Source organism: Hafnia paralvei ATCC 29927, assembly GCF_001655005.1.
Taxonomy (GTDB): Bacteria; Pseudomonadota; Gammaproteobacteria; order Enterobacterales; family Enterobacteriaceae; genus Hafnia; species Hafnia paralvei.
In genome coordinates this window covers 283526-295489 of the sequence record NZ_LXET01000044.1, presented here as the reverse complement: position 1 = coordinate 295489, position 11964 = coordinate 283526, and the positions used below count along the sequence as shown (strand labels likewise).

11 protein-coding genes are annotated in these 11964 nt (G+C 47.3%); 7 read left to right on the top strand and 4 right to left on the bottom strand.

What is annotated here, in order from left to right; genetic code table 11:
• Positions 1 to 9: 9 nt before the first annotated feature.
• Entirely contained in the window at positions 10 to 1476 is a 1467-nt protein-coding gene (locus tag M988_RS13085; RefSeq protein WP_064574493.1) for a mannitol dehydrogenase family protein, read from the bottom strand.
• Positions 1477 to 1922: 446 nt separating this feature from the next.
• Here M988_RS13085 and uxuA point away from each other — a divergent pair, with 446 nt between their 5' ends.
• Positions 1923 to 3113, top strand: a complete 1191-nt coding sequence (gene uxuA, locus M988_RS13080) for a mannonate dehydratase (RefSeq protein WP_004096008.1) — start codon at positions 1923 to 1925, stop codon at positions 3111 to 3113.
• Positions 3114 to 3179: 66 nt separating this feature from the next.
• On the opposite strand, the gene yeiP is transcribed toward uxuA, so the two are convergent.
• Positions 3180 to 3752, bottom strand: coding sequence for an elongation factor P-like protein YeiP (gene yeiP, locus M988_RS13075; RefSeq protein ID WP_004096007.1), 573 nt, complete (start codon positions 3750 to 3752; stop codon positions 3180 to 3182).
• 157 nt (positions 3753 to 3909) lie between these two features.
• Positions 3910 to 5160: a tryptophan permease gene (gene mtr / locus M988_RS13070; protein ID WP_008812923.1), complete on the bottom strand. Its 1251-nt coding sequence runs from the start codon at positions 5158 to 5160 to the stop codon at positions 3910 to 3912.
• A 379-nt stretch (positions 5161 to 5539) separates the two neighbouring features.
• Here mtr and M988_RS13065 point away from each other — a divergent pair, with 379 nt between their 5' ends.
• Positions 5540 to 5803 carry a YkgJ family cysteine cluster protein gene (locus M988_RS13065; protein ID WP_008812924.1) on the top strand — a complete coding sequence of 88 codons (264 nt, stop codon included), beginning with the start codon at positions 5540 to 5542 and terminating at the stop codon, positions 5801 to 5803.
• Here the strand turns inward: M988_RS13065 and M988_RS13060 are convergent.
• Entirely contained in the window at positions 5800 to 6183 is a 384-nt protein-coding gene (locus M988_RS13060) for a hypothetical protein (protein WP_020303858.1), read from the bottom strand. The genes M988_RS13065 and M988_RS13060 overlap by 4 nt on opposite strands.
• A 215-nt stretch (positions 6184 to 6398) precedes the next feature.
• Between M988_RS13060 and dagR the strand changes: the two genes are divergently transcribed.
• The 5 genes from dagR to M988_RS13035 all read left to right on the top strand — a co-directional run bounded on the left by dagR (position 6399) and on the right by M988_RS13035 (position 11959).
• On the top strand, positions 6399 to 9191 hold the full coding sequence (dagR, locus tag M988_RS13055; protein WP_008812925.1) for a transcriptional regulator DagR: 2793 nt from the start codon (positions 6399 to 6401) through the stop codon (positions 9189 to 9191).
• 132 nt (positions 9192 to 9323) lie between these two features.
• Positions 9324 to 9764, top strand: coding sequence for a PTS sugar transporter subunit IIA (locus M988_RS13050; RefSeq protein WP_008812926.1), 441 nt, complete (start codon positions 9324 to 9326; stop codon positions 9762 to 9764).
• A gap of 50 nt (positions 9765 to 9814) precedes the next feature.
• Entirely contained in the window at positions 9815 to 10300 is a 486-nt protein-coding gene (locus tag M988_RS13045) for a PTS sugar transporter subunit IIB (protein WP_004095995.1), read from the top strand.
• Positions 10301 to 10343: 43 nt separating this feature from the next.
• Positions 10344 to 11096: a PTS mannose/fructose/sorbose/N-acetylgalactosamine transporter subunit IIC gene (locus M988_RS13040; protein ID WP_008812927.1), complete on the top strand. Its 753-nt coding sequence runs from the start codon at positions 10344 to 10346 to the stop codon at positions 11094 to 11096.
• Entirely contained in the window at positions 11093 to 11959 is an 867-nt protein-coding gene (locus M988_RS13035; protein ID WP_004095992.1) for a PTS system mannose/fructose/sorbose family transporter subunit IID, read from the top strand. Before M988_RS13040 ends, M988_RS13035 begins: the two co-directional genes overlap by 4 nt.
• Positions 11960 to 11964 lie beyond the last annotated feature (5 nt).

Here is an 11964-nt window from a genome sequence, read left to right as displayed (position 1 = left end):
AATAGAGATTTACTTCACTAAAGATGCGCAAGTATTAGCCGCACCATTTTCAACGAGCGCTAAATAAGCCTTGGTCACTGCCTGCACAAATGCAGATTGTTTTGGCAGTTCGTCACCGAAAACGGCTTTAATTCCCAGCAGCGCCTGAACGCGCGCTTCACCTTCTTGGCTAGCAGCAACCGTTGCTTTCAATGTGTCTAACATTGGGTCACGAATATCAATGGTTTGGTGATGGTCATCAACGCCCCCCACATAGCGCATCCAACCCGCGACACCCAATGCCAAGCATGGAAATGCATGATCATGGGCGATATGCCAGCGAATGGAGTCCAGCATACGCTGAGGTAACTTCTGAGTCCCATCCATCGCTATTTGCCATGTGCGGTGCTTCAGTGAGGGATTGCTATAACGCTCAATCAAACGATCGGCATACTGCGCCAAGTCTACGCCGGTAACGCGTAACGTTGGCGCTTGCTCTTGCAGCATCAAGCGGTGTGCTGCAGTTCGATAGGCGGGATCCTCCATGCAGTCGTTGATGTGCTGATAGCCAGCCAAATAGCCTAAGTAAGCAAGAAATGAGTGGCTGCCGTTGAGCATGCGCAGCTTCATTTCTTCATACGGGAGAACATCTGTAACGAGTTCGGCGCCGGCGATTTCCCACTCAGGACGGCCTGCGACGAAGTTATCTTCTACGACCCACTGGATAAACGGTTCGCATGCAATTCCACAAGGATCTTCAATGCCGATCGCCTGTGCGACTTCTGCCAGCGTTTCCTCGGTTGCCGCTGGTACGATGCGGTCAACCATGGTACTTGGGAAGGTCACGTTAGCCTCGATCCATGCAGCCAGTTTTTGGTCGCGCGCATTGGCTAAGCCTAATACTGCATTTTTCACAACGTGACCGTTTTCTGGAATATTGTCGCAAGACAGCACGGTAAACGGCGGCAAATTGCGCTCATGACGTAGACGTAAGGCTTCAACAATCACTCCTGGCGCAGAGATTGGTGCCTGAGGTGCAGCTAAGTCTTGTTTAATCAGGGCGTTGTTGAGATCCAGCTTTCCGCTACCCGGCTCAATGCAGTAGCCTTTTTCCGTTACGGTTAAGGAAACAATGGCTACCTGAGGCTCAGCCATTTTCTCAATAACGGCCTGAATTCCGTCGAGATCCGAGTGCAGCGATTCATGCACGGAGCCGACAACGATAGCCTGATTTTGCTCTGCACCTTTTTCTAACACGGTATAGAGATGGTTTTGCTCACGTAACTGCTCGATCAGCTTTTCTCCACCGAACAGGTTAACTTCGCAATAACCCCAGTCCCCGCCTTTTTGATTCAGCACACGATCGGTTAACAGCGCCTGATGGGCGCGATGGAATGCTCCAAAACCAAGGTGAACGATACGGCTTTTGAGTGCGCCACGGTCATAGGTTGGCTGTTTAACGCCGTCTGGCAAAGAATGATTTGCTAGGTTTTTCATGCTGAACTCCATTAGAAGATGTACGCGGCAGACGGATAAAAGCCTGTCAGCATCAGAACGGTGAAGTAAAAGGTGTTAGACCACTTTGCTTGCCAGCAATACAGTGCGCTTTTTCAGCACGGAAGTGTTCAAGCTGTATATAAACCAACGCGGTCTGACATCTTACAAGATCGTCAAAGTGGCTTGCAGTCTAAAGTCATATGACAGAAAATGAAATTGGTTAGTCCAAAATTCTAGAATATTCGTGAAGTGGATCAACCAATAGTGGATTGGGTTTTGACAGAAAAACGCCAAAGAGTAAGGTAAAAGCTAAATGATACCTGTGTGGTTTTGGTATAACAGCATTACGAATTTACTGACTTAGCGTGGCATTTGCTGCCAAATCTATCACAGAGAATCCTCAAAACACGATTACTTGTATTTTCACCCGCAGAAGGTAGAGACAGATGGAACAAACTTGGCGTTGGTATGGCCCGAACGATCCGGTGTCATTGGATGATATTCGTCAGGCTGGAGCAACCGGCGTAGTGACAGCATTGCACCATATCCCTAACGGAGAAGTTTGGACAGTTGAAGAAATTGAGAAGCGTAAAGCGATTTTAGCAGCAAAAGGACTGACGTGGTCTGTTGTTGAAAGCGTGCCGGTTCATGAAGAGATCAAAACCCAAACCGGTAATTATCAGCAGCACATCGACAATTATAAACTGTCTCTGCAAAACTTAGCAGCCTGCGGCATAGATACTGTGTGCTACAACTTTATGCCAGTTCTGGATTGGACACGCACCGATTTAGAGTATGAGCTGCCAGACGGCTCTAAAGCCCTGCGTTTTGATCAGATCGCGTTTGCCGCTTTTGAGCTCCATATTCTTAAACGTCCGAATGCGACGGAAGATTACACCGCAGAAGAGCAGGCGCAGGCCAAAACCTATTTTGACAATATGAGCGAAGCGGATATTGCCAAGCTTACGGGCAATATCATCGCTGGTTTACCAGGAGCGGAAGAGGGGTATACGCTGGACCAGTTCCGTGCACGTTTAGCTGAATATGATGGTATTGATAAAGCCAAGCTGCGCGAGCATATGGGATATTTTCTGAAAGAGATCGTCCCAGTGGCAGAAGCCTGTGGCCTGAAACTGGCGGTACATCCTGATGATCCACCGCGTCCGATTCTTGGCCTGCCTCGCATTGTTTCCACCATTGAAGATATGCAATGGCTAAAAGACACCGTAGATAGTATCTACAACGGTTTTACTATGTGTACTGGTTCTTACGGCGTGCGTGGCGACAATGATTTGGTCAAAATGATTGAGACCTTCGGCGATCGCATTCATTTCACACATTTACGTTCTACCTGCCGTGAGCAGAACCCGAAAACCTTCCATGAAGGTGCGCATTTGCAGGGCGATGTTGATATGTACGCGGTGGTAAAAGCCATTCTGACCGAAGAGCAACGTCGGCAGAAAGCGGGAAATATGCGCCCAATTCCGATGCGTCCAGATCACGGACACCAGATGTTGGACGACCTGAAGAAAAAAACCAATCCGGGCTATTCGGCGATTGGTCGGCTGAAAGGTTTGGCAGAAGTACGCGGCGTCGAATTAGCGCTTAAGCGTGCGCTATTTCCAGAAATGAAGTGATTTTAGTCGTTTGAAATGACAAAAAAAGGGATGCCTCGGCATCCCTTTTTGCTGTTTTAACACAGATTAGTCAGCGCGGCCCATAAAGCGACGTTCTTCAATATGGATACGGATTTTTTCACCGCTGCTCAGGTATTCTGGAACCTGAATCGTCAGACCCGTGCTCATTACCGCAGGCTTGGTGCGTGCGCTTGCAGAACCGCCTTTGATACTTGGGCTAGTTTCAACAATTTCCATATCGACGGTTTGAGGCAGCTCAAGCGCTAGAACTTGGCCATCCATTGTCAGTACCTGAATACCTGGCATGCCGCCTTCAGGAATAAACAACAATTCCTCTTCAATCTGATCTTTTTTGAAGGTGTACGGGGTGTAATCTTCGTTGTCCATGAAGACGTATTCGTCACCATCGATGTAGGAGAAGTTAACCTGACGACGGCTTAGAGAAATCTCCTCCAGAATGTCATCGCCTTTAAAGCGTTCTTCAACTTTCAAACCGGTACGAATATCGGAAAAACGCATTTTGTACAGTGTGCTAGCGCCACGAGCGCTTGGGCTTTGTACATCGATATCGCGAACCAGCAGCAGTTTGCCGTTTAAAGTCACCGCCATACCGCGTTTAATTTCATTAGCTCTTGGCATAGAAAAACCTTGTTTATAAGTTTGCAAATTCAGTCTTTAGCTTGTGGCGACACGTTACCCGCGCCGCGTTTTCTAGGCAAGAGGCGGAGATAAAAAAGCAGAAATATTTGGCTTAAAAAGCCGGAGCGAGTGCTCCGGCATCAGAGTTTTTGATGAGTTATTGATAAACTGGTAACAAGTTGAGTAGCGACAGAATATGAGCAACGGCGTTAATGAGGCCAAAAGCAATAATGAATAGAATCATTGCTGAGCCCCCCGGTGCTCGATAAGTTGCTTTAGGGAAGCGCTTACGGCTGGCGCGTGCCATCATTGCAGGCACAATAACGGCCCAAATGGTAGCGGCTAAGCCCGCAAAACCGATGGCATAGAGGAAGCCATTTGGGAAAGCGAGAGCGCCAATTGTCGGGGGAACAAAGGTAACCAACGCTGCTTTGGTTCGCCCTGTACGAGTATCGTCAAACTTAAAGAAGTCAGAGATAAAGTCGAACAACCCTAAGGAAACCCCCAAGAAAGAGCTTGCCAGCGCCATGTAAGAGAACGCATTCAGTAGCTGATTCACAATGTTGCTGCTGGCGACGTTACCCATTTGCTTAAGCAAACTACCGATGTTCCCACCTTCTGAGATGATTTGTTGGAATGCTGCTCGGGTAATATTGCCTTGAATCACATACTGCCAAAAGATGTAAATCGTTAATGCGATCAGGGTGCCCATAAACAGGCTGCGCACCACCGATTTTGCATCTTTATGGTAGTACTTCACTAGACCAGGGACATTGCCATGATAACCAAACGAGGTGAGTAGATAAGGCAACGAAGCTAGCGCATAAGGCAGGTAGCTGGCTTTATCATCACTGCTATTAAACAAGACTGATGCGTTGACATGGGTAAACATATCGCCGGTTGAAAGCAGGAACGTAATGACCATCCCGCCAATCAGAATCGTGCTCAAGCGATCCACCGCACGGGTGGATAACCACACAATAAAAGCAACAATGATGGCGAAAACCAAGCCTGCAGCCGTTTGTCCCACGCCAAAGTAAGGCTCCAGCGTATGGGTAATAATCGAACCGCCCGCAGAAATATAGGCGTAGGTCAGAATATACAAAACAAACGTAATCGATAACCCGTTCAGTGAGTTCCAGCCTTTACCTAGCAAATCGCCAACCATGGTGTGGAAGCTAGCTCCTGCAGGATAGTTTAGGTTAGCTTCTAAGATCATTAGGCCAGAAATATACATACAGGCCCAGGTATAGATCAGCAGCAAGACGGAACCCGTAAACCAGACTCCTGCGGTGACCACCGGAATAGAAAACATTCCCGCGCCTACGGCGGTTCCGGCAATAATCATCGCGCCCCCAAGGACTGACGGGCGGCGTATTGTTTGAGTCAAGGTATTCTCCATCGTCATGCTTTGCTCCTGATTAGCGGCATGCTAATTCTTGTGTACTAGCTCAATGGTACGCAGTGTTTGCAGAGAAGTAAACAGCGTTATTGCATTAGAGGCGAAAGAATTAGCTGAATATCCTGTTATTCCATACGAGCGTGGGTCAAATCTGCGCCATCCTAATCAGTCAATTGCTGCTTTAGCACGGATAGAATAATTCTTAAGACATGATATGGGCGTCTGTGTGCTGGAAAATTAAGCGACGTGACGACGTTTTAGCAATCAGAATGGGAGAGGCTAACTATCTCTGCAAATCGGTTTAAAAACCTGTATAAGAGTTAGGCGGATTGTCCGCGCGCTGATCCTGTCACAGCTATTTAAGACAGCCCACCGGAGATCCTCGATGGACTGCCGTTCCGACTGCGGAGCTTGCTGTATCGCTCCCTCAATCTCGAGTCCTATCCCTGGAATGCCGCAGGGTAAACCCGCCAATACGCGCTGTATTCAGCTTGACGATGATATGCGGTGCAAAATCTTTCTATCACCGTTGAGGCCAAAGGTGTGTGGTGGGCTTCAGGCTGCTGAAGATATGTGTTTTGGTCATCGCGATCAGGCGCTTATCTATCTCGTCAAATTAGAACAAGAGACTGCGCCTGATATAATTTAAATGGCTTTACGGATATATTTATCTTGGCTGGATAAAAAATAAGTCAGAGATAGCATAAACAAAAAGAGGATTATTTGACTATATTCTCTTATTGGATGTTCTACGTTGAAATTATTTAAGGCTAAAAATAAAGTTATCCCTGTTGATATTGCAGCGACTACTCTTGTCGGGAGATAACAAATAATAAAAATGAGTATGCTGAATAATAGGCAAGAGCCCAACTCACCGATACCGGTAAAATCTCTGCCACTGATATGACGGGCATGCTGACGAAAAATACCCTCGTATATAGGTTCTTTCATAAAGTATGACACGAAAGTGAGTATAACCATTCCTATTGATAATAACGTTTTAAACATAAGATATTTTAACAAATCCATATTAACATCCGTTGTCATTCATAAAGACGCTTAGGGCAATACAGCAATGGTCAGTCCTACTGTTAGCCTAACTGTAAACCGCTATTGTGAATTCCCCGTGAAGTCACCCTTCAATATGATTTATTTTCGCTGTAATCTCAGTTGCCGCACGTTAAACTTTCGCCGTTTGTGATATGTTTAAAAATCGTGACTTCAGGGATGGGTTAGATCTCCGCATGAAACGTATTGATAAAATTTGCCAAGAGTTAGAACGCCTAACATCAAGCCTGAGTAAGAGTGATTTGCAAAAGGAGGTTGCATTTACCGCAGAAAGTATCGGTATTAACCTTGGGCTGGCTCGCAACTCAGTGAGCAAAGATCTTAACCAGCTGTGGAATGAGCAGCGCGTTATTAAAGTGAAAACCCGTCCGGTTTATTTTTTGCATCGTCAAACGATTGAGACGCTGCTCGATAGCCCTTTGCCAGACCATTTATCTGAGGTTCGTTTCGTCAGTGATTTGTTACCAGTGGAGCACCAATCCACATCTAACGATCCTTTTGCCGCGCTTATCGGTTTTGACCGTAGTCTTAAGCTATCGGTGGAGAAAGGAAAAGCGGCGGTGCTGTACCCAAGCGGTTTGCATGTGTTGCTGACTGGTCCATCAGGGGTAGGGAAGACCTATTTTGCCGAATTGATGCACCAGTTTGCCTGCCAGCAAAGCGGCAATAGCACACTACCGATGGTCTATTTCAACTGTGCCGAATATGCACATAACCCGGAATTACTCTCCTCACATCTTTTTGGCCATCGCCAAGGGGCATTCACTGGCGCGAACAGTGACAAAGTCGGTCTAATTGAACAGGCAGACGGCGGCTATCTATTATTAGATGAAATTCATCGCCTTCCCTACGAAGGGCAAGAAAAACTATTTGCTCTGTTGGACAAAGGTGAGTTTAGAGCACTGGGATCCAGCCATAAAGCGCAAACGGTAAACGTGCGATTGATTTGTGCCACGACTGAGCCGGTCAATTCCACGTTGTTGCGTACTTTCCAACGCCGTATTCAGGTTAGTATTGATCTACCCGCTTTGCGCGAGCGTTCGATGGAAGAGCAGATTGAGCTGATTACCGGATTCCTGCATCAGGAAAGTCGCAAAATTAGCCGAACGATAAGAATCGATAAAGCGTTGCTTCTATGGCTGCTAGAGAAGCCGCTGGAAGGAAATATCGGTCAGTTGAAAAGTGATATCCAGTTCTTGTGTGCTCAAGGTTGGGCAGCAGGAATGGGGCAGCAAAATGATGTATTAACGCTGGATAAAAAACTGGTTGAACAGTCTGTGATGCCAAGCGCCGATCAGCGCCTGTTGGTTGACAGTATTTTTGGTCAGCAGCAGTGGCTGGATATCAGTTCTCAAACGCTGTCTGCGTTTAAACCTTCGCTTGGGGTATCGGCGGGGCACGAGGATAGCGATTTATTCTATCGATTCCTCACGCGTGAATATGTCAACCTGCGCAATAGTAACGTTCCGCCACAGGAAACGTTGGCTATTTTGAAGAATAAGCTGCGTTCAATCTTCGAATATGGCTTGTATAGCCGTGATACTGCGGTGGTGGGCTACAGCGGCCAACTCGAACAACGTTTGTCTCTGCTGATTGGCTATGTAGAACAGGTGGTGGGTTTTGCTCTGCCAGAAAATATGGTTAACCATCTGCGTAAGCATTTTCTGACTTTACTAAGCTATGTGCAGCGCGGGCTTATTCCACAGCTTTACTCTTCAAGTCTGATCCTCGATCACTGCAAAAATGAATACGATAACGCGATGCAGTTATGCAGACGCATTGATGAAATATTTAATATTCAATGTCCTGCTACCGAAGTCGTGTATTTATGTATGTTCCTGAAAGAGTGTCGCCAATACCGTTGTCAGATAGATGACAGCCCTGAGTTAGGCGTCATTTTTGTTGCCCATGGCGCGACTACGGCAACGAGTATGGCGCAATATGTTAATCAGGTTTTAGAACGAGACCTGTTCACCGCCATTGATATGCCTTTTGAGCAGTCCATTCATGACACGTTAGAAGTGCTGACCAATATCATTCGCAGCCGTGGCTACCGGCGTTTAATTCTGATGGTTGATATCGGTTCTCTGGTGCATTTTGGCAGCACCATTAGCAAACTGTTTCAGTTTGATGTCCTGCTGCTACCAAACATGACATTAACCAGCCTGTTGGAAATCGGTCTTGATCTGACCTACGAGTCCAGCGATTTTGCGGCGCTCACCGCTTTGATGAACGAGAAGCAAATACCTTGTCACTGGTGTTCACCTGAACAAGCGGGCGCGGGAAAAGTGCTGGTAGTTTCCTGTATTACAGGGATGGGGACGGCGGAAAAAATTCATAAAGTGCTATCAGAAAGTTTTGGTGAGTTGATGGCGCAGGATACGCGTTTGCTAATCCTTGATTACAACGAGGTACGTAGTCTGGAGCGTATTCAACAGGCACTGGCTCCGCATGAACGTTTAGTTGGGATTGTCGGCACTTTCCAACCGGGCTTGCCAGATATTCCGTTTATTTCTCTGGAAGAGATGTTTTCAGAACAAGGACCCGAACTGTTACTCAGCTTATTGAATCCTGACCTTAGCAGTATGGAGCGCAGGCTGGAAGTTGAGCGTAGTTCAATGCGTTTCATTAGTGCGCTGACATTAGAAAGTATTATTAATCAAATTTCAGTCCTGAACCCTCGGCGCATTTTGCAAGAAATGGAGGGGGTACTGCAGCACATCTGTCAGATTTCAGACCTCAAACCTAGCCGTCAGGTGACACTACGTTTCCTGATCCACTGCTGCTGCATGGTCGAGCGTATCGTGATTAGCCGTAAACCGTTACAGATGGCGCTGAACACGCCGCAGGATCTCGACGTGAACGCGATGAGTGTCATCAAACAGGCATTTTTGCCTATTGAAGAGGCTTACGCGATTCGTTTATCTGACGCCGAATTTATTTATATCTACGAACTTCTCTACTGCTAGCCCGCATCCAGCGGGCTTTCCCCTGAGTGCCCCACATAAATTAGCCTACCGTGACACATTGCTGGCATGCGCTTTGCTATATCAGACATAGATAGTTTTTTATTTCTTTGACTGAATGCCAGGAGGCTCATTTTGTCTACCACCGCTTCAAACTCGGCCCATGCTGTACCGCAAATATTGCTGCTTACTCACGGCGGCTGGGGTAGCCAGCTGTGTGCCAGCCTAAGAATGGTTGCCGGAGATATTCAAGGTGTTACCGAAATCGCATTAATGCCGGTAGATACCTTTAGCGATTTTTTCCAACGTGTTGAACATGCCGTGAGCACGATGCCTGCGGGGTCGCTGATCCTAACGGATTTCATTGGTGGCACAACGTCAAACGTAGCGGCACGGTTAAGCGTTGATTATCCCATCGGCGTCGTCGCTGGGCTCAATGCATCGCTGCTGCTTCAGGCGTTAGAACTCCGTGAAAACGGTCCGCTGACGGAGAGTATCGACGAACTGGTTGAGGCTGGTCGTGAAAGCTGTCGCGATGTTGTGGCGCATATAAACGGACTACAGAACAACGCGTGAACCATTTAGTACACAGTATCTAAACTCAATAAATATAAAAGGAAAATCACATGGCTAGCATCGTTTTATGTCGTATTGACAGTCGTTTAATCCATGGTCAAGTCGTTACCAAATGGGTAGGGCAATCGCAGGCAAATCGTATCGCAGTGGTGAGCGATGAATTAGACGCCGATCCTTTCATGAAAAATATTTATCTTATGGCTGCCCCACCAAGCATCAAAGTGGATTGCTATAGCAACAGCAGCTTCGCAGCGGCATGGAAAGAGAATCAGCTTGGTGAAGGTAAGGTTTTAGTGCTGTTCCCATCTTTAGTGGCGGTACAGGGTGCCGTTCATCAGGGATTTGATGTTCAGAGTATTCAAGTCGGTGGTTTAGGTGGTGGTCCAAGCCGTAAAGCCGTATTCCAAAATATTACGCTGGATGACAAGGACGTTGCGATTCTGGGCGATTTAAAAGATCACGGTATTAAAGTGTTCTTCCAAACCATCCCTGAAGATAAGCCTCAGTCATTAGAAGACATACTAAAAAAATATTAATCACCGTCTTGTACCAATTTGAGCTTACCCAGAGGAAATAACTATGGATACCTTGTTTATTGCCATCAGTATGGGGCTGTACTACTGGTTTGCCCGTTTACGCTTGGGCTATACCTTCTCAGGCATGTTAGTTCAGCCGATCGTTATCGCGGTGTTCGTTGGGCTTATTCTCGGCGACATGCAAACGTCGATGATCATCGGGGCCGGCATGCAGTTGGTTTATCTTGGTGTAACGTCAACGCCGGGTGGCAACGTCCCTTCAGACCCTGCATTAGCCGCGTGTATCGCTATTCCTATTGCTGTTCAGGCACATATGGAGCCGAATTTAGCCATTGCGTTGGCAATCCCGTTCGGCGTGATTGGGGTATTCCTCGATCAGTTGCGTCGTACTCTAAATGCTGCGTGGGTGCATATGGCCGATAAGTATGCCGAAGAGGCAAACACCGGTGGGATTATGCGCTGTGCCTTCTTATATCCGGCATTACTAGGATTAGTGTTGCGTTTCCCAGTGGTGTTTGGCGCCAACTATTTCGGCCAAAGTGTCGTGGAGAAATTCCTGGCGCTGATGCCGCACTGGCTGACTCACTCATTTGAAATTATGGGGGGCATTCTGCCTGCGTTAGGTTTTGCTATCACGATTATGGTTATCGGTAAGAAAAGCCTGTTGCCATGGTTTATCGGTGGTTTCTTCGCGGTGATTTATCTGAAGGTCGACATCATGGCTATGGCGATTTTCGGTACCTGCGTTGCGTTTTTGGTGAAAGGTTTGGCAAAGAATGAAGGAGCATCATCATGAGTGAATCCACCCAAGATATCATGCAACATGAACTGGTTGAACGTGCCCGCCATAGTTCGGCATTGACCAAAGGCGATATTACCAAAGCATGGTTTATTTATTGGCTCGGAGCCGAGGTTTCCAGTTCCTATGAGCGTTTACAAAGCCTGATTTTCTGCGCGTCAATGACGCCGATTATCAAAAAACTCTACCCAGAAAAAGAGGAGCGGGCAGAAGCGCTAAAACGCCACCTGAACTTCTTTAATACTGAACAGACCTTCGGTGCGGTTATCCAAGGTGTCGCCATCGCGATGGAAGAGCAAAAAACTCGCGGTGAACCTATCTCTGATGCGTCGATTACGGGGATTAAAACGGGTCTGATGGGACCGTTAGCTGGTATCGGTGACTCGGTGATTTGGGCTGCGGTCATGCCGCTTCTGATTGCCATTTTCATTCCGTTTGCTGCCAAGGGCAGCGCCTTCGGCGGGATCCTGCCGTTGATTCTCTACACCGGGATTACCTTGGCGGTGAGTTACGGTCTGGTACATAAAGGGTATACCTTGGGGCGGGATTCCATCATCACCTTACTACAAGGAGGGCGCATCAAAGAGCTTATCTATGGGGCCAATGTGTTAGGTCTCATCATGATGGGCGCGCTATCCGCCAGCTACGTTAAGATTACTTCTCCGCTAAAAATCAGTGCGTTGGAAGGTTCGGAGATAGTGGTACAGCAGATATTGGATTCTATCGCCCCTGGTTTATTGCCATTGGCCGCGGTGTTTTCTATCTACTTCTACCTAACTAAAAAAGGTCCTCGTTACACGACTATCCTGCTATCCGTCGTGGTGATTAGCGTGGTGTGTTCTCTGCTGGGTGTGCTGTAAAGGGG